A 17,134-nucleotide genomic window follows, 5' to 3' on the forward strand; every position below is an offset into this window, starting at 1 on the left:
CCCGGCGCGCGGCTTCGCGCAGGGTCCCACGCAGCGGACGGCGCGGCGCGCCCCACCACGTCGCCAGCGCCACGCAAGGGCGCGCCGCGTGCCCCGGACAGCCGGGTGCGGCACACGGCCCCGGGATAGCCTGCGGGCATGCGGATCGGCGTCGTGGGGGCGGGCATCGCGGGACTCGCACTGGCCGGCGGCCTGCGTCGGCGCGGGCTTGCCGTCGAGGTCTTCGAGCGGGCCCCCGCGCTGCTGCCCGTCGGGGCGGGCATCGCGATCGCGCCCAACGCGGTGCGCGCGCTGACCCGGCTCGGCCTGGCGGATGCCGTCCTCGGCCCGGCCCGCACGCGGCAGACCGCGACGTCGGCGGTGCTGTTGCTGCCCGACGGCGCGCGCGTCGTCGGCGTGCCCGCACGGCGCGCTCACCTGCTCGCGCTCACCCGTCCCGCTCTCCACACCGCGCTCGCCGCGCAGGCAGGCGAGGTCAGGCTCGGCGCGAACGCGGCGGTCTCGCCGTCGGGCGCCCCCGTGATCACGGTCGGCAGCGAGGAGCACGAGTTCGACGTCGTGATCGTGGCCGACGGGCTGCGTTCGCCTGCCCGCGCCGCGCTCGGCCTCGACACCGGACTGCGGTACGCCGGCTGGACCACATGGCGCGGGGTCACGGCCGAGCCGTTCGACCTGCGCGGGCGTGTGAGCGAGACGTGGGGGCCCGGCGCGATGGTCGGGCTCGTGCCGCTGGTCGACGGTCGCGCGTACTGGTTCGCGGCGCAGCACGCTCCGCCCGGGGTGACGGTGGACGATCCGCGCGCCGACGCGCTCGCCCGGTTCGGGCGCTGGCATGCCCCGATCCGCGCGGTGCTCGAGGCCACACGCCCGGCCGGGGTGATCCGCGCCGACGCGTACGACCTTGCGCGGCCGCTGCCGACTTTCGTCCGCGACCGGGTGGCGCTGGTCGGCGATGCCGCGCACGCGATGACGCCCAACCTCGGGCAGGGCGCCAACCAGGCGATCGTCGACGCCGCCGTGCTGGTCCAGGTGCTCGCGCGTGCCAGCCGTGGCGACTCGGGCATCGCTCACGCGCTGCTCGAGTACGACCGCCGACGGCGCCGCCCCGCGCACCTGGTCGCCCGTGCGTCCCGGCTGGTGGGCGGGCTCGCGATCGCCGAGGGCATTGGCGGGCGCACCCGCGACGGCCTGCTCGGCGCCGTCGCGACGGCCACCGGCGGGCGGCCCCGTGACGCACGAGGAACGCCACCGGCGCAGGCGGACCCGCACGACTGAGCCCGCCTACCCTGGTGGCGTGCCTCCTGCCGCTCGCACCGCCCTTCCCCACGCCGCGTGGCGGGAGTCCGCGCAAGCGCACGCGGCGCGCGCGGACGCGCTCACCGCCACCTGGCGCGAGGCGCGTGACGCCGGCCGACGGCACGCCGTCGAGGATTTCTTGTTCACCTACTACCCCACGCGTCCGGGCACGTTGCGTCGCTGGCACCCGGGTGCCGGGACGGTCCTGGAGGTCGCGGGCACGACCTCGGAAGGCGGCTCCGAGCGGCTCGGCTGGCGCTGGCACACCGCGGCGCCGTTCCCCGCCGGCTCCGGCCCGGCGGACGGCGTGACTCTCGACGTCGCCGCCTTCCTCGCCGATCGCGGCGAGACCGTCCGGTGGGTGCGGGCGCTCGTCTCCGCGACGGCGTCGCGGCCGGGCACGTTCGGCTGCTTCGGCCTGCACGAGTGGGCGATGGTGTACCGCGACGCGGCGACAGGGCGCGACCACCGCCACCCGCTGCCGCTGCGCCTGGGTGCCGAGGGCACGGACGCCGTCGTCGAGAGCCATCGGATCGCGTGCTCGCACTTCGACGCGTTCCGGTTCTTCACGCCCGAGGCGCACGGGCTCAACACGCTGCGACCGACGCGTCCGACGCAGCCCACGATGGAGCAGCCGGGATGCCTGCATGCGGCGATGGACCTGTACAAGTGGGCGCTCAAGCTGGGTCCCGCCGTGCCGGGCGACCTGCTGCTCGACGCCTTCGAGCTCGCGCGCGACGTGCGGTACACGGACATGCAGGCATCCCCGTACGACGTCTCGGGGCTGGGCCTGGAAGCTGTCGCGATCGAGTCCGCGGCAGGCAAAGCCGAGTACGTGCGGCGGCAGCGTGGGTTCGCCCGGCGAGGGCAGGCGTTGCGCGCACGGCTGCTCACCGTCTGTGACACGGTCGACGACGCCGTGACCGGTCGGCCGCGCTGAGCCGGGCTCGCGGCCGAGGCACCGGAAGCGAGCGTGGTGCTCGACGTCGGTCCTGACGCGTCGCCCCTCGCGCCTGCCCTGAGCCCTGAGCCCTGAGCCCTGAGCCCTGAGCCCGCACGATCCGCAGGCGGCCTGCGACGCCACGTCGCGGACCGCGCGAGGGCCGCCACGCGGGCCGGACAGACCCCGTCCCGCTACTGTCTGCCGGGTGACAGCCCTGGCCCCGGACGGCTCGGTGCGCGTGCCGGATGCGGTGCGCCGCCTCGCGCGTGGCGACCGCGTGACGCCGGTCTGGCGCAACCCGCACGGCGGCCTGACCTTCCGCCTCGACGCCGTGGGCGGGTCGGCGACGCCGACGCGGTTCGTCAAGTGGTCCCGCACCGGTCTTGCGGCCGAGGCGGACCGGCTGCGCTGGGCTGCGCCGTGGACGCCCGTGCCGCGCGTGCTCGCGCACGGCACGGCGCCCGACGACACGAGCCCGGGCGGCGAGCCTGCCGAGTACCTGGTCACTGCCGCGGTGCCCGGCCGCTCCGCCGTCGACCCCCGGTGGCTCGCCGCACCGGCCACGGCCGCGCGCGCGCTGGGCGAGGGGCTGCGCGCGATGCACGACGCCCTGCCCGTCGCAGCGTGCCCGTTCGACTGGGGTGTCCGCGAGCGCCTGGCTCGCCTGTCTCCGGAGGTCGGCCCCGAGGTGCGCGCCCGGCTGCGTGACGTGCCCGACGTCGACCGGCTCGTGGTGTGCCACGGCGACGCGTGTGCGCCCAACACGCTGCTCGACGACGACGGTCGCTGGTGCGCTCACGTCGACCTCGGCCGGCTGGGTGCGGCGGATCGCTGGGCGGATCTCGCGGTCGCGGCGATGAGCACCACCTGGAACTACGGTCCGGGGTTCGGTCACCTGGTGTACGAGGGCTACGGGGTCGTCCCGGACGCCGCTCGCATCGCGTACTACCGGCTGCTGTGGGACTCGACCTGAGCCTCGTCCCTGGTCGGTGCGGGACAATGGCCGCACCATGACCACCTCCTTGACGGCCACCCCGCGCCCGGCGGGCACGCTCATCCCGTTCCTGCCGCCTCCGACGGGCGCGGCTCCCGACGCCGACGTGCTGTTCGAGGCGTACTCCCGGTGGGCGGCCGACGGCGGGCGGCCGCTGTACCCGCACCAGGAGGAGGCGCTCCTGGAGGTGATGACGGGTTCGCACGTGGTGCTCGCGACGCCGACGGGCTCGGGCAAGTCGCTCGTGGCGATGGGCGCCCAGTTCGCGGCGCTGGCCGCGCACCGCGCGGGCCACGGCGGGCGGACGTACTACACGGCCCCGCTCAAGGCTCTGGTGAGCGAGAAGTTCTTCGACCTGGTCGCGGCGTTCGGGTCGCGGAACGTCGGCATGATGACGGGCGACTCGGCGGTCAACGCGGACGCGCCGATCATCTGCTGCACGGCCGAGATCCTGGCGAACCTGGCCCTGCGCCACGGTGCGGGCGAGCCGGGCGACGAGGACGCGATCGCCCAGGTCGTCATGGACGAGTTCCACTACTACGGCGACCCGCAGCGCGGCTGGGCGTGGCAGGTGCCGCTGCTGGAGCTGCCGCACACGCAGTTCGTGCTGATGTCGGCGACGCTGGGCGACACGGAGCGTCTGCGGGAGGACCTGGCGGAGCGCACGGGCCGGCCGGTCGCGGAGGTCGCGAGCGCCGAGCGGCCGGTGCCGTTGACGTTCAGCTACGTCGTCGAGCCGTTGACGGAGGTCATCGAGGAGCTCGTCACGACGCATCGCGCGCCCGTGTACGTCGTGCACTTCACGCAGAAGGACGCCGTGGAGCGCGCGCAGTCGCTGCTGTCGATGAACGTGGCGAGCAAGGCGGAGAAGGCGGCGATCGCGGCGGAGCTGGGGGCGTTCCGGTTCGGGACGGGCTTCGGCTCCACCCTGAGCCGTCTGGTGCGGCACGGGGTCGGCGTGCACCACGCGGGCATGCTGCCGAAGTACCGCAGGCTCGTGGAGCGCCTGACGCAGAAGGGCCTGCTCAAGGTGGTGGCGGGCACCGACACGCTGGGCGTCGGCATCAACGTGCCCATCCGCACGGTGCTCATGACCGGCCTGGTGAAGTTCGACGGCGAGCGCATGCGGCACCTGTCGGCGCGCGAGTTCCATCAGATCGCGGGTCGTGCGGGCCGCGCCGGGTTCGACACGCTCGGCGAGGTGCTGGTCATGGCGCCCGAGCACGTCATCGAGAACCGTCGCGCGCTCGCCAAGGCGGGCGACGACCCGAAGAAGCTCAAGAAGATCGTCCGCAAGAAGGCGCCCGCGGGGTCGGTCAACTGGACCGATGCGACGTTCGAACGTCTCCGTGACGCCGATCCCGAGCCGCTGACGAGCCAGTTCCGGGTGTCGCACGCCATGGTGCTCAACGTGCTCGCCCGCGCCCGCTTGCACGGCGCGGCGGCCGATCCGGTCGACGCGATGCGTCACCTGCTCACGGCCAACCACGACGCCGAGGGCGCGCGCGCCGGCCATGTGCGGCAGGTGTTCCGCATCTACCGGTCGCTGCGGCAGGCGGGTGTCGTCGAGCGGGTGCGCGTGCCGGACGCGTCGCGGCCCACGGGGTGGCGGCCGAGCGTGCGGCTGACGGTCGACGTGCCGCGCGACTTCGCCCTCAACCAGACCCTCTCGCCGTTCGCGCTGGCGGCGATGGACCTGCTCGACGTCGGGTCGCCGGCGCACGCCCTCGACGTCGTCTCCGTCATCGAGGCCACGCTCGACGACCCGCGGCAGATCCTCTACGGGCAGCAGAACGCGGCGCGCGGTGAGGCGGTCGCGGCGATGAAGGCCGACGGCATCGAGTACGAGGAGCGGATGGCGCTGCTCGAGGACGTCACCTGGCCGCGCCCGCTCGCGGACCTGCTCGAACCGGCGTTCGCGGTCTACAAGCAGACCAACCCGTGGGTCGCCGACGCCGAGCTCGCGCCGAAGTCGGTGGTGCGCGACATGGTCGAGCGCGCGATGACGTTCACCGAGCTCGTCAGCCGTTACCAGCTGGAACGCACCGAGGGCGTGGTGCTGCGGTACCTCGCCGACGCGTTCCGCGCGTTGCGGCAGGTGGTGCCCGACGAGCACCGCACCGAGGAGGTCGCGGAGATCGTCGAGTGGCTCGGCGAGGTCGTGCGCGGCACCGACTCGTCGCTGCTCGATGAGTGGGAGCGGCTGGCCAACCCCACGACCGACGACGCCGACGACGTCGCCCACCTGCGTGAGCCCGAGGACGCCGAGCCGGCCACCCGGCCCGTGACGGGCAACCCGCGCGCGTTCCGGCGCCTGGTGCGCAACGCCATGTTCCGCCTGGTCGAGCTCGCGGCACGCGAGAGCTACGGCGCGCTCGCCGCCGCCTCGGGCACACCGGCCTGGGACGCCGGCGCGTGGGAGGACGCCCTCGACGACCTGTTCGTCGAGCAGGGCGACGATGCGATCGGCGTCGACGCTCCGGCCCGCGCGGCAACCCTCCTGACGATCCTTGAGCCGGGGGCCGAGCTGCCCCAGGGTGGCCGCGTCGAGCCCGGCACGTGGTGGGTGCGCCAGGTGCTCGACGACCTCGACGGCAACCACGACTGGGCGATCACCGCCCGCGTCGACCTCGCGGCCAGCGACGAGGCGGGCGCCGTGGTTCTCACCGTCGTCGGCGTCGGGACGCTGGGCGGATGAGCCGCGTCGCCCCGCCCGTGCGTGCGAGCCGCCTGGCGACGGCGGCGCTCGCCGTCGCCGTCCTCGCCGTCGGGTTCGCTGCGCACGAGCTGCTGCCGCCCGCGGTGGGCGGGCCTGCGGGCGACGCGCTGTACGCCACGCTCATGACGCTGCTCGCCGCGCTCCTGGTCGCCCGGGCGAGCCCGCTGTGGGCGGGCGCCGTCGGGTTCGCCGTCTCGGCCGTGGTCGAGGTGCTCCAGCTCACCGGGCTGCCCGCCGCGGTCGTCGCACGCGTGCCGGCCGCGCGGTACGTGCTGGGTTCCACGTTCGCCGCCTCCGACCTGGCCTGGTACGCGCTCGGTGCCCTGGTGGGTGCGACGCTCGTGGGGATCTCCCGGGCCTCGTGGCGTTCGGGTCATGTGATCGTGCGGCACGGCTACGAGCTGGGGCGTCGTCGACGCCGCGCGCTGCCGGCGGTGCTCGCGGTGCTCGTGGCGTTCGCGGCGGCGGGCGGTGTGCTGACGTGGCGGGTCGGCGCCGAGGCCGGGGACCTGCGCCCGCAGGTCGCTCAGGCGAGGCAGGTGCTGGCCGACGCCGAGGGCCGCGTCGCCGACGACGCGACCCGCACCGCGCTGGCCGCGTCGATCGACGCCGCGACGGCGACGCTCGCCGAGCGTCCCCTTCTCGAGCGTCGCCCCGGCGACGCCCGGCGCGCCGGCGACCTGCTCGCCCGGCGCGTCGACGCCGTCACCACGTCGCGCCTCACGCTCGCCCGCACCACCGCAGCCACCGCCCGCGACGCCCTGCAACCCGTGACGGCACGCGGCGAGACGGTGCTCACCGCGACGGACGGGCTCGGCGCGGACGAGCAGGTCCGCGGGGCGCTCGCGACCGCGCTCGACAGCGCGGCGGCGTCGGCGGCCCAGGCGGCCGACGACGCGCTCGGGGACGCCACGGATCCCACCGCCGTCGAGCGCACGGCGTCCGACCTGGTGGCGGCACGCGACGCCGTCGGCACGGCGACCGTCGCGCTGCTCACCGCCCAGGACGCGGTGACCTGCCCCGAACCGGACCAGGTGTGGTTCCCCGAGGGCGGCCACCTGGCCGACGACGACCTGGCCTCCGTGCCGTGGGCTCCGGGGATGCGGGTGCGGGCCGACGTGCTGCCGAGCCTGGTCCAGCTCGACGACGCCTTCCGCGCACGGTTCGGGTCCGACCTGAAGCTCAACTCGGCCTACCGTTCGTACGACGACCAGCTCGCGGTCTACGACCCGGCGCACCCCAACCCGCTCGCGGCCCCGCCCGGTTGCTCCAACCACGGGCTGGGGACCTCCGTCGACATCGACGGGATCTCGCAGCCCGGCAGCGCCGAGTACGCCTGGCTCGCCGCGCACGCCGGGACGTACGGGTGGATGCACCCGGACTGGGCGGAGCCGGGCGGGCGTCTTCCCGAGCCCTGGCACTGGCAGTCGGTGCTGACCCCGACGAGCTACTGACCGGGCCCGGCGCGCGCCGGCTACCCCGGGAGCAGGCCCACGCCGCGCGTCAGGGTGGCCAGCCCGCCCGCGTAGGCGAGCACGACCAGCACGCGGCGGGTCGCCGTGCGCGACACGTGCCGTGCGGCGACGTCGCCGATCGCGACCGCACAGACCACGGCGGCCGCGAGGACGAGCCAGGCCCACCACTCGAGCGCGGGAAGGCTCGCGTCGGTCAGCAGCAGCTTGGCCGACGCGGCCCCCGTCGCGTTGACCACGAAGAAGGGCTGCAGCGTGGCGGCGAAGCGTCGCGGGTCCCACCCGTCGAGCACGGCGTACGCCGCCAGCGGCGGCCCGCCGATGCCCGCCGCCACGCTGCCGACACCGCTGAGCGACCCGCCGACGGCGGCAGGCCACAGCGCACCCTCGCGCCACCACCGCCGGCCCGCGCGCAGCCGGTGGGCCAGCAGCGAGACCGTCATGCCGGTGATGACGACGACGCCCACGGTGACCTCCAGCGCCGACGTCGTCGCGTCCCGCAGCAGCCACGCCCCGGGCACCGTGGTGCACACCGAGGCCAGGGCCATGACCGCGAACCGGCGCCAGTCGACGTCGCGCAGCACGCGGGACAGGATCAGCGCCGAGCTCGTGGCACCCATGAGGTTGACCAGCAGCACGCCCTGGTGCGGCCCGAGAGCGAGCACCACGAACGGGCCGGCGACCATGGCGAACCCGAGGCCCGTGACGCGCTGCAGCACGCCCCCCACGACAATCGCGACAATCAGGGTGGCGAGCACGGTGCCACCCTATCCAGGCGGTGCGGCCTGGCCGGGCTGCTGTCGGCGCCCGCCCTACACTGCCCGCGTGGCGAAGAAGACCATGAAGGGCGGCCCTACCCCGGCCGTCGCCGCGCTGGAGCGGGCCGGGGTCGTGCACAGCCTGCACGGCTACGAGCACGACCCCGCCTCCGACCTGGGCTACGGCCTGGAGGCCGCGCAGGCGATGGGTGTCGACGCGCGGCAGGTGTTCAAGACGTTGCTCGCCGACGTCGACGGGCGGCTGGTGGTCGGTGTCGTGCCGGTGGACCGCCAGCTCGACCTCAAGGCGCTCGCGCGCGCCGTCGGGGGCAAGCGCGCGGCGATGGCGGCGCCCGCCGCGGCCGAACGCGCGACCGGGTACGTCGTGGGCGGCATCTCTCCGCTCGGGCAGAGGCAGCGCCACCCGACCGTCGTGGACGTCTCGGCCCAGGAGCACGACGTCGTGTACGTCTCGGGCGGGCGCCGCGGTCTCGACGTCGGGCTCGCGCCCGCGGACCTGCTCGCGCTCACCGGCGCGACGCTCGGCACGATCGCACGGTAGACCGGGCAGTCGCCGACATGCCGCCCGCGCGGGGCAGCCGGGTCAGGCGGGGACGATGACCTTGCCCAGCGGCATGAGCGAGACGGGGATGAGCTTGAGGTTCGCCCAGCCCATCGGGATCCCGATGATGGACACGAACAGCGGGATGGCCGTGCACAGGTGCATGAGCGCGAGCCACCAGCCCGCGAGCAGGATCCACAGGATGTTGCCGAGCGCGCTGCCCACCCCGGCCCGCGGGTGGTCGACGACGGTGCGGCCGAACGGCCACAGCGCATACGCTCCGATGCGGAACGAGGCGACGGCGAACGGAATCGTGACGATCGGCAGCAGCAGGAGCACGCCCGCCACGGCGTAGCCGAACGCGAGCCAGAAGCCGGCGAACACCAGCCAGATCAGGTTGAGGAGTGTCTTCATCGTCCACCCATGATCCAGCGTCCACGCGAGGCGGACATCAAGGATGACCCTGAAATAGCCCCGATCTGGCAACCCTAGACTGTCGGCATGCCCTCGCCCCTGACCGGGACCCCCCAGGCCGTCGCCCTGCGCGCCCGCATCGACGCCGTCCTCGCCCGCGTCGACGACGCCGCGCGCGCCGCGGGACGGGACCCGGGTGAGGTGCGGCTGCTGCTGGCGACCAAGACGCAGGACGCGGCGACGGTGCTCGCCGCGGTCGCCGCGGCGCCGGGCGGGCGGCCGGTGCTCGTCGGCGAGAACCGGGTGCAGGAGCTCGTCGCGAAGGCGCCGGCGCTCGCACCGCTCGTCGCCGACGAGCGGTGCGAGGTCCACCTGATCGGGCACCTGCAGCGCAACAAGGTCAACCAGGCGCTCGCGACGGCGTCGTGCGTGCAGACCGTGGACTCGCTCGCGCTCGCGACCGCGCTCGCCTCGCGCTGCGCGCGCGACGGGCGCGTGCTCGACGTGATGGTGCAGGTCAACGTCTCGGGCGAGGCCACGAAGGCGGGCGTCGCACCCGAGGACGCCGCAGGCCTCGCGCACGAGGTCGCCGCGCTGGACGGGCTGCGGCTGACGGGGTTCATGACGATCGGGGCGCGGTCGGACGACGCGCACGTGCGTGCGGGGTTCGCGCGGCTGCGCACGATCCGCGACGACGTCGTCACGGGCGGTGCGCCGGGGACGGCGGACGCACGCGAGCTGTCGATGGGCATGACGGGCGACCTGGAGCTCGCGGTCGCCGAGGGTGCGACGATCGTCCGGGTGGGCACGGCGGTGTTCGGGCCCCGGTGAGTGCGGCGGCGGACCTCACGGGACGCGCGCGATCCACTCCTCGGTCGCGAACTTCGTCTCCACCAGCTTCTGCGCGCGATCAAGCTCGTCGGGGCGCAGCGCGGAGTCGGCCGTGCGGTACTGGCTCTTGAAGTAGGCCTCGAACGCGTCCACGATCGCCTCACGCGTCATGCCGGTCTGCGAGCGCAGCGGGTCCACGCGCTTGTTGGCGCTGCGGGTGCCCTTGTCGGACAGCTTCTCGCGCCCGATGCGCAGCACCTCGAGCATCTTGTCGCTGTCGATGTCGTAGGCCATCGTCATGTGGTGCAGCACCGCGCCGCCCGCGAGCCGCTTCTGGGCGGAGCCGGCGAGCTTCCCGGCCGGGGAGGCGACGTCGTTCATGCCCGAGAAGAACGCCTCGACGCCGATGCTGCGCAGCGCGCCCAGCACCCAGGAGTCGAGGAACGCGTACGACTGCTCGAACGACAGGCCGTCGACGAGCGAGGCCGGCACCACGAGCGAGAACGTCACGCAGTTGCCGGCCTCCATGAACATGGCCCCGCCGCCCGAGATGCGGCGCACCACCGTCACGCCGTGCCGCGCGACGCCCTCGGGGTCGAGCTCGTTGACCAGCGACTGGAACGAGCCGATGACGACGGCGCGCTCGTCCCAGTCCCAGAACCGCAGGGTCGGCCCGCGCAGCCCTTCGGCGAGCTCCTCGGTGAGCACCTGGTCGAGGGCCGCGAGGGTACGCACGGGCAGCGGCTCGGGCCGCAGCACCTCGAACACGTGGTCGTCCCAGGTGGTCGCGAGCCCCAGCGCACGGCGGACGGCGACGGCGACGCCCCACGGGTCGAACCCGACGAGCACCGCGGGCTCGGCAAGGGTGCCGTCCGCCGCGGCGCGGCTCAGCGCCGCGTCGATCGCCCCGGCGATCTTGCTGGTCGGGGTGTCGGCGGCGAGGCCGTCGAGCGCTCGGTCGATGACGTCGAGCGCCTCGTCGGGTTCCAGGAAGAAGTCGCCCGAGAGGTGGGCGTCCGTCAGGTGGCCGTCCGCCACGCCGACCTCGACCGCGACCAGCTTGCCGCCCGGGACCTTGTACTCACCACGCACCGGTCCACCGTATGCCGACCGGCGCCGTCGTGGCGGCCGCGTCGCTCACGCCACGCACCGGGGTGCGCGGCGTGAGCCTCGCCGGCACCTCAGCGCGGGTCGACCCCGGCCTGGAGCAGACCGAACACGTGCGCGTCGAGCAGCGCCTCCCACGACGCCTCGATGACGTTCGGCCCGACGCCGACGGTCGACCAGGTCCGCTCGCCGTCGGTGGTGACGACCAGCACGCGCGTGGTCGAGTCCGTGCCCTGCTCGGACTCCAGGATGCGCACCTTGAAGTCGGTGAGCTCGAACCGCGCGATCTCGGGGTAGGTGCCGGTCAGCGCGCCGCGCAGCGCCTGGTCGAGCGCGTTGACCGGGCCGTTGCCCTCGCCCGTGCTGACGAACCGCTGACCGCGTGCGCGCAGCTTCACGGTGGCCTCGGCGGCGGCGACGGCGCACCGGCCCTGCCCCTGGCCGGGCATGGTCTCGACGATGGTGCGCCACGACTCGATCTCGAAGTACTCGGGCCGCTCCCCCGTCAGCTCCTCGCGCAGCAGCAGCTCGAACGAGGCGTCCGCGGCGTCGTAGGTGTACCCGACGGCCTCGGCGTCCTTGACGCGTGCGGTGACGCGCGCGAGCAGGTCACCCTGCCCGGTGAGGTCGAACCCCAGCTCGCGTCCCTTGAGCTCGATCGACGCGCGCCCGGCCATCTCGGACACGAGCATGCGCATGTCGTTGCCGACGACCACCGGGTCGACGTGCTGGTACAGGTCGGGGTCGACCTTGATCGCCGAGGCGTGCAGGCCGCCCTTGTGCGCGAACGCGCTCGCGCCCACGTACGGCTGCCGCTGGAACGGCGCGATGTTGGTGATCTCCGCGACGGCGTGGGCGATGCGCGTCGCCTCACGCAGCCCGCCGTCGGCCAGCAGCTCCATGCCGTGCTTGATCTCCAGGTTGGCGACGACGGCGATGAGGTCGGCGTTGCCGGTGCGCTCGCCGTACCCGTTGACGGTGCCCTGCACGTGGCTGGCCCCGGCGGCCACCGCGGCGAGCGAGTTCGCGACCGCGCAGCCCGTGTCGTTGTGGGCGTGCATGCCCAGCCGCGGCCCCGTGCCGACCGCCTCGCGTACCGCGCCGACGACGTCGGTGACGAACGCGGGCAGCATGCCCCCGTTGGTGTCGCACAGCGTGACGACCTCGGCGCCCGCGTCGAACGCGGTCTGCACGGCCGAGGTCGCGTAGGCGGGGTCGAACCGGAAGCCGTCGAAGAAGTGCTCGGCGTCGAGCACCACGCGGCGGCCCTCGGCGACCAGGAACCGCACGGTGTCGGCGATCATCGCGAGGTTCTCCTCGCGCGTGGTCCGCAGCGCGCGCTCGACGTGCCGCACGTCCGACTTGGCGACGAGCGTGACCACGGGCGTCTGTGCGTCGAGCAGGGCGCGCACCTGCGCGTCGGCGTCGACCGCCACCCCGGCCTTGCGCGTCGCTCCGAACGCGGCGAGCACGGCGTTCTTGAGCGTCAGCTCGGTGCGGGCCCGCCGGAAGAACTCGGTGTCCTTGGGGATCGCGCCCGGCCAGCCGCCCTCGATGAACCCGACGCCGAGCTCGTCGAGCAGCGGCGCGATCGCAAGCTTGTCCGCGACGGTGAGGTTCATGCCCTCCTGCTGTGCGCCGTCGCGCAGCGTGGTGTCGTACACGTCGAAGGTCACGTCGGGTCCTTCTTCCTCATGCTGGTCCTGCGTATGGCGCCAACAAAAAAGACCCTCCGGGTACGGAAGGTCTGCGCGTCCGGCGTGGGTCGGCCGGACGCGCTAGCCAATGATGATCGTGCTCGGGCGCTGCGAGGTCACGTGGCCATGGTGCCACACCGGCCCGCGCGGGTGCAGTCGGTATCGCAGAGCGGACGGCGCGGGACCGGTGGTGACCGGTCCCGCGCCGTGGCTCGCGCGCTCCTGGAGTGCGGCGCCGGGCTCAGGCGAGCCGGCGCATCCAGCCGTGGCGGTCTGCGGCGCGGCCGTACTGGATGTCGGTGAGCTCACGCCGGATCGTCATGGTCAGGTCGCCGGGCTCCCCCGTGCCGACCGTCGCGTCGAACGTCTCCCCCGCCAGACGCCCCACGGGCGTCACGACGGCTGCCGTGCCGCACGCGAACACCTCGGAGACCTGACCGTTGCGCAGCCCGTCGACGAGCTCCGTGAGCGGGATGCGGCGTTCCACGACGTCGCGGCCGTGGTCGGCGGCGAGCCTGAGGATCGACGAGCGCGTCACGCCCTCCAGGATCGATCCGGTCAGCTCGGGCGTGTGCACCGAGCCGTCGGCCATGACGAGGAAGACGTTCATGCCGCCGAGCTCCTCGAGGTAGGTGTTCGACCCTCCGTCGAGGAAGCACACCTGGTCGAAGCCCTTGGTGGCCGCCTCGCTCTGCGGCAGCAGGCTCGCGGCGTAGTTGCCGCCGCACTTGGCGGCGCCCGTCCCGCCCGGCCCCGCCCGGTGGTACTCGGCGTCGACCCAGATCGACACCGGCTTCACGCCGCCCGAGAAGTAGGCGCCCGACGGCGAGGCGATGACGAGGAACTCGACCTCGTCGGCCGGCCGCACGCCCAGGAACGGCTCGGAGGCGAACATGAACGGCCGCAGGTACAGGCTCGAGTCGGGCGCGTCCGGCACCCACGCGATGTCGGTGCGCACCAGCACGGCGCATGCCGCGATGAAGTCGTCGACCGGCAGCGCCGGGAGCGCCAGGCGGTGAGCCGAGCGGGACAGTCGCGCCGCGTTCTCCTCCGGACGGAACGTCCAGACGGTGCCGTCGGCGTGCCGGTAGGCCTTCATCCCCTCGAAGACCTCCTGCCCGTAATGCAGGACGGCCGTCGCCGGGTCGAGCTGCAGCGGGCCGTACTTCTCGACGCGGCGGTGGATCCACCCGTCGTCGCGCCGCCACGAGATGCGTGCCATGTGGTCGCTGAAGACCGTGCCGAACTTCGGGCTGTCGAGCTTCGCGACCCGCTCGTCGTCCGGCGTCGGGCTGTCCGTCGGCGTGACGGTGAACAGCGACGCGATCTCCTCGATGTCCTGCGAGAGGATGGCGCTCGACCCGGAGGTGCCCAGCTCAGTCGTGCTCGTCATCGGTGTACGCCCTTTCCGTGTGAACGTTCGTAGTGTTCCACGCCCGCCGCGGTCGCGTGGTGGCCTGGGAAGACGACGAGGCCCTCGCCGTCGCGGCGAGGACCCCGTGCGGTGGTGCGGTGCGCCAGGCGGCGCCGTCGTGCGGCTGAGGTCAGCGACGCACGCGGGCTGCGAGGTCGGCGCCGACCTCCGCCGTCGTGCGTACGGAGGTGCCGCGCTCGGCGAGGTCGGCGGCGACGGCGCGCTCGATGCGCGCGGCCTCGTCGGCCAGGCCGAGGTGGTCGAGCAGCATGCTCACGCTCAGCACGGTCGCGGTCGGGTCGGCCTTGCCCTGCCCGGCGATGTCGGGCGCCGAGCCGTGGATGGGCTCGAACATGCTCGGGAAGGTGCCGTCGGGGTTGATGTTCGCCGAGCCGGCCAGGCCCATGCCGCCCGTGATCGCGGCGGCCTCGTCGGTGATGATGTCGCCGAACAGGTTGTCGGTGACGATGACGTCGAAGCGCGACGGCTTGGTGACCAGGAAGATGGTCGCGGCGTCGACGTGCAGGTAGTCGGTGGTGACCTCGGGGAACTCGGCGTTGACGGCCTCGACCGTGCGGCGCCACAGGTGACCGGCGTTGACCAGCACGTTGTGCTTGTGGACGAGCGTCAGGTGCTTGCGCTCGCGATTGGCGGCCTTCTCGAACGCGTAGCGCACCACCCGCTCGACGCCGAACGCGGTGTTGAGCGAGACCTCGGTCGCGACCTCGTGCGGCGTCCCGGTGCGGATCGAGCCGCCGTTGCCGACGTACGGGCCCTCGGTGCCCTCGCGGACGACGACGAAGTCGACGTCGCCGGGGTTGGCGAGCGGCGAGGCGACGCCCTCGTAGAGCTTGTTGGGGCGCAGGTTGACGTAGTGGTCGAGCGCGAAGCGCAGCTTGAGCAGCAGGCCCCGCTCCAGCACGCCCGACGGCACCGTCGGGTCGCCGATCGCGCCGAGGAGGATCGCGTCGTGGCCCTTGATGGCCGCGAGGGTCTCGTCGGTGAGGGTCTCGCCGGTCGCGTGCCAGCGGCGCGCGCCCAGGTCGAAGTCCGTCGTGGCGACCTTGACGTCCGAGTCGGCGAGCGCCGCCTCCAGGACCGTCAGCCCCTGCTCGACAACCTCGGTGCCGATGCCGTCACCTGCGACCACTGCCAGCTCGATGTTGCGCGTCATACCACCGAGGCTACTCCGCGCCAGCCACCATGCGGGACGCCTGTCTCATTCTATGGACCCGCCTGGCGCCCCGGGTCGCACCGGGTCGCCCCCGGCCGCCCACGCGCGACGAGGGTACGCGTTCGTTCACGAAACGAGCCGGATCGTGAACGAACGCGCACCCTCGCCCGGGCATGCCGCCGGTCAGCGCGCGGCGGAGCCCTCCGTGTAGTCGGCGTCCTGCTGCTTCCACGCGAAGTGGGCGCGCAGCTCGCGGCCCGTCTTCTCGATCGGGTGCTGCGCCTCCTTCTCGCGCAGCTCCAGGAACTCCTTGCCACCGTTGTCCTGGTCGGCGATGAAGCGTGTGGCGAACGCGCCCGACTGGATGTCGGCGAGGATCGCCTTCATCGACTCCTTGACCTCGGGCGTGACGACACGCGGGCCCGAGACGTAGTCGCCGTACTCCGCCGTGTCGGAGACCGACCAGCGCTGCTTGGCGATGCCGCCCTCCCACATGAGGTCGACGATGAGCTTGAGCTCGTGCAGCACCTCGAAGTAGGCGATCTCCGGCTGGTAGCCGGCCTCGGTCAGCGTCTCGAAGCCCGCCTGGACCAGGTGCGACACGCCGCCGCACAGCACGGCCTGCTCACCGAACAGGTCGGTCTCGGTCTCCTCGGTGAACGTCGTCTTGATGACGCCGGCGCGCGTGCCGCCGATGGCCTTGGCGTAGGCCAGGGCCAGGCCCCACGCGTTGCCCGACGCGTCCTGCTCCACGGCGATGATGTCCGGGATGCCGCGTCCGGCCACGAACTCGCGGCGCACGGTGTGGCCCGGCGCCTTGGGAGCCACCATGATGACGTCGACACCCTCGGCCGGCTTGATGTAGCCGAAGCGGATGTTGAAGCCGTGCCCGAAGACGAGCGTGTCGCCGTCGTTGAGCACCGGCGCGATGTCCTGTGCGTACAGGTGACGCTGGTGCTGGTCGGGCGCGAGGATCACGATGACGTCGGCCTCGGCCGCCGCATCGCGCGGGGTCAGGACGCGGAAGCCCTGCTCCTCGGCCTTCGGGCGCGACTTCGAGCCCTCCTTCAGGCCGATGCGGACGTCGACGCCCGAGTCGCGCAGGTTGAGCGCGTGCGCGTGCCCCTGGCTGCCGTAGCCGATGACCGCGACCTTCTTGGCCTGGATCAGCGACAGGTCGGCGTCGTCGTCGTAGAAAAGCTCTGCCACGGTGATGCTCTCCTCTGTTAAGCGGTGGCACGGACGCGTTCGAGCGCCCGGTCCGTGATGGACCGCGACCCGCGCCCGATGGCGATGGTCCCGGACTTGACGATCTCGCGGATGCCGTACGGCTCGAGCGCCCCGATCAGCGCGGTGAGCTTGGCGTCGGTGCCGATGGCCTCGACGACGACGGTATCGGGCACGACGTCGACGACGTGCGCACGGAACAGGTTGACGACCTCGAGCACGCCCGAGCGGGTCTGCGCGTCGGCGCGGACCTTGACCAGCAGGAGCTGGCGCTGCACCGAGGCCTCGGACTCGAGCTCGACGATCTTGATGACGTGGACCAGCTTGTTGAGCTGTTTGGTGACCTGCTCCAGTGGCAGCGCGTCGACGTCGACGACGACGGTGATGCGCGAGATCTCCTCGTGCTCCGTCGGGCCGACGGCGAGCGAGTGGATGTTGAACGCGCGCCGGGCGAACAGCCCCGCGACGCGCGTCAGCACGCCGGGCTTGTTCTCGACCAGCACGGACAGGGTGTGACGGGTCATGG

The 17,134-nt window shown here is 73.4% G+C and carries 15 protein-coding genes; 7 read left to right on the forward strand and 8 right to left on the reverse strand.

The window, feature by feature from the left end; translation table 11 throughout:
- Positions 1-138 precede the first annotated feature (138 nt).
- The 5 genes from ET495_RS07695 to ET495_RS07715 all read left to right on the forward strand — a co-directional run bounded on the left by ET495_RS07695 (position 139) and on the right by ET495_RS07715 (position 7,406).
- Complete coding sequence (locus ET495_RS07695; protein WP_129203965.1) at positions 139-1,275, forward strand: FAD-dependent monooxygenase; 1,137 nt, start codon at positions 139-141, stop codon at positions 1,273-1,275.
- Positions 1,276-1,294: 19 nt separating this feature from the next.
- Positions 1,295-2,236, forward strand: coding sequence for a 3-methyladenine DNA glycosylase (locus tag ET495_RS07700; protein WP_129203967.1), 942 nt, complete (start codon positions 1,295-1,297; stop codon positions 2,234-2,236).
- 208 nt (positions 2,237-2,444) lie between these two features.
- A complete protein-coding gene (locus ET495_RS07705; protein WP_129203969.1) occupies positions 2,445-3,212 on the forward strand; it encodes an aminoglycoside 3'-phosphotransferase in 768 nt (255 codons plus the stop codon).
- Between the two features lie 37 nt (positions 3,213-3,249).
- Complete coding sequence (locus ET495_RS07710; RefSeq protein ID WP_129203970.1) at positions 3,250-5,931, forward strand: DEAD/DEAH box helicase; 2,682 nt, start codon at positions 3,250-3,252, stop codon at positions 5,929-5,931.
- Entirely contained in the window at positions 5,928-7,406 is a 1,479-nt protein-coding gene (locus ET495_RS07715; protein WP_129203972.1) for a DUF2809 domain-containing protein, read from the forward strand. Before ET495_RS07710 ends, ET495_RS07715 begins: the two co-directional genes overlap by 4 nt.
- Before the next feature lie 20 nt (positions 7,407-7,426).
- Here the strand turns inward: ET495_RS07715 and ET495_RS07720 are convergent, their stop codons facing one another.
- The gene (locus tag ET495_RS07720) at positions 7,427-8,182 is read right to left on the reverse strand and encodes a sulfite exporter TauE/SafE family protein (protein ID WP_129203974.1); all 756 of its coding nucleotides are present in this window, start codon (positions 8,180-8,182) and stop codon (positions 7,427-7,429) included.
- An 82-nt stretch (positions 8,183-8,264) separates the two neighbouring features.
- Here ET495_RS07720 and ybaK point away from each other — a divergent pair, with 82 nt between their 5' ends.
- Positions 8,265-8,744 (forward strand): Cys-tRNA(Pro) deacylase, encoded by a 480-nt coding sequence (gene ybaK, locus ET495_RS07725; protein WP_129205939.1) that lies wholly within the window; start codon positions 8,265-8,267, stop codon positions 8,742-8,744.
- 42 nt (positions 8,745-8,786) lie between these two features.
- On the opposite strand, the gene ET495_RS07730 is transcribed toward ybaK, so the two are convergent.
- Positions 8,787-9,158 carry a YccF domain-containing protein gene (locus tag ET495_RS07730; protein ID WP_129203976.1) on the reverse strand — a complete coding sequence of 124 codons (372 nt, stop codon included), beginning with the start codon at positions 9,156-9,158 and terminating at the stop codon, positions 8,787-8,789.
- 87 nt (positions 9,159-9,245) lie between these two features.
- Between ET495_RS07730 and ET495_RS07735 the strand changes: the two genes are divergently transcribed.
- Positions 9,246-9,989 (forward strand): YggS family pyridoxal phosphate-dependent enzyme, encoded by a 744-nt coding sequence (locus ET495_RS07735; protein ID WP_129203978.1) that lies wholly within the window; start codon positions 9,246-9,248, stop codon positions 9,987-9,989.
- A 15-nt stretch (positions 9,990-10,004) separates the two neighbouring features.
- On the opposite strand, the gene lplB is transcribed toward ET495_RS07735, so the two are convergent.
- The 6 genes from lplB to ilvN all read right to left on the reverse strand — a co-directional run bounded on the left by lplB (position 10,005) and on the right by ilvN (position 17,132).
- A complete protein-coding gene (lplB, locus tag ET495_RS07740; protein WP_129203980.1) occupies positions 10,005-11,081 on the reverse strand; it encodes a lipoate-protein ligase small subunit in 1,077 nt (358 codons plus the stop codon).
- Positions 11,082-11,170: 89 nt separating this feature from the next.
- Complete coding sequence (gene cimA, locus ET495_RS07745) at positions 11,171-12,718, reverse strand: citramalate synthase (protein ID WP_245993420.1); 1,548 nt, start codon at positions 12,716-12,718, stop codon at positions 11,171-11,173.
- Positions 12,719-13,034: 316 nt separating this feature from the next.
- Positions 13,035-14,186: a branched-chain amino acid aminotransferase gene (locus ET495_RS07750; protein ID WP_129203983.1), complete on the reverse strand. Its 1,152-nt coding sequence runs from the start codon at positions 14,184-14,186 to the stop codon at positions 13,035-13,037.
- A 151-nt stretch (positions 14,187-14,337) separates the two neighbouring features.
- A complete protein-coding gene (locus tag ET495_RS07755) occupies positions 14,338-15,381 on the reverse strand; it encodes a 3-isopropylmalate dehydrogenase (protein ID WP_129203985.1) in 1,044 nt (347 codons plus the stop codon).
- A 183-nt stretch (positions 15,382-15,564) separates the two neighbouring features.
- Positions 15,565-16,590: a ketol-acid reductoisomerase gene (ilvC, locus tag ET495_RS07760; RefSeq protein WP_129203987.1), complete on the reverse strand. Its 1,026-nt coding sequence runs from the start codon at positions 16,588-16,590 to the stop codon at positions 15,565-15,567.
- Positions 16,591-16,607: 17 nt separating this feature from the next.
- Positions 16,608-17,132, reverse strand: a complete 525-nt coding sequence (gene ilvN, locus ET495_RS07765; protein ID WP_129203989.1) for an acetolactate synthase small subunit — start codon at positions 17,130-17,132, stop codon at positions 16,608-16,610.
- Positions 17,133-17,134 lie beyond the last annotated feature (2 nt).

The organism is Xylanimonas allomyrinae (assembly GCF_004135345.1).
In the GTDB taxonomy this organism is placed as follows: domain Bacteria; phylum Actinomycetota; class Actinomycetes; order Actinomycetales; family Cellulomonadaceae; genus Xylanimonas; species Xylanimonas allomyrinae.

What these genes read in the sequence shown, in the direction of transcription:
- ET495_RS07695 (WP_129203965.1), top strand. Translation starts at nt 139, where the DNA reads ATGCGGATCGGCGTCGTGGGGGCGGGCATCGCGGGACTCGCACTGGCC.
- ET495_RS07710 (WP_129203970.1), top strand. Translation starts at nt 3,250, where the DNA reads ATGACCACCTCCTTGACGGCCACCCCGCGCCCGGCGGGCACGCTCATC.
- ET495_RS07715 (WP_129203972.1), top strand. Translation starts at nt 5,928, where the DNA reads ATGAGCCGCGTCGCCCCGCCCGTGCGTGCGAGCCGCCTGGCGACGGCG.
- ybaK (WP_129205939.1), top strand. Translation starts at nt 8,265, where the DNA reads ATGAAGGGCGGCCCTACCCCGGCCGTCGCCGCGCTGGAGCGGGCCGGG.
- ET495_RS07730 (WP_129203976.1), bottom strand. Translation starts at nt 9,158, where the DNA reads ATGAAGACACTCCTCAACCTGATCTGGCTGGTGTTCGCCGGCTTCTGG.
- ET495_RS07735 (WP_129203978.1), top strand. Translation starts at nt 9,246, where the DNA reads ATGCCCTCGCCCCTGACCGGGACCCCCCAGGCCGTCGCCCTGCGCGCC.
- cimA (WP_245993420.1), bottom strand. Translation starts at nt 12,718, where the DNA reads ATGAACCTCACCGTCGCGGACAAGCTTGCGATCGCGCCGCTGCTCGAC.
- ET495_RS07750 (WP_129203983.1), bottom strand. Translation starts at nt 14,186, where the DNA reads ATGACGAGCACGACTGAGCTGGGCACCTCCGGGTCGAGCGCCATCCTC.
- ET495_RS07755 (WP_129203985.1), bottom strand. Translation starts at nt 15,381, where the DNA reads ATGACGCGCAACATCGAGCTGGCAGTGGTCGCAGGTGACGGCATCGGC.
- ilvN (WP_129203989.1), bottom strand. Translation starts at nt 17,132, where the DNA reads ATGACCCGTCACACCCTGTCCGTGCTGGTCGAGAACAAGCCCGGCGTG.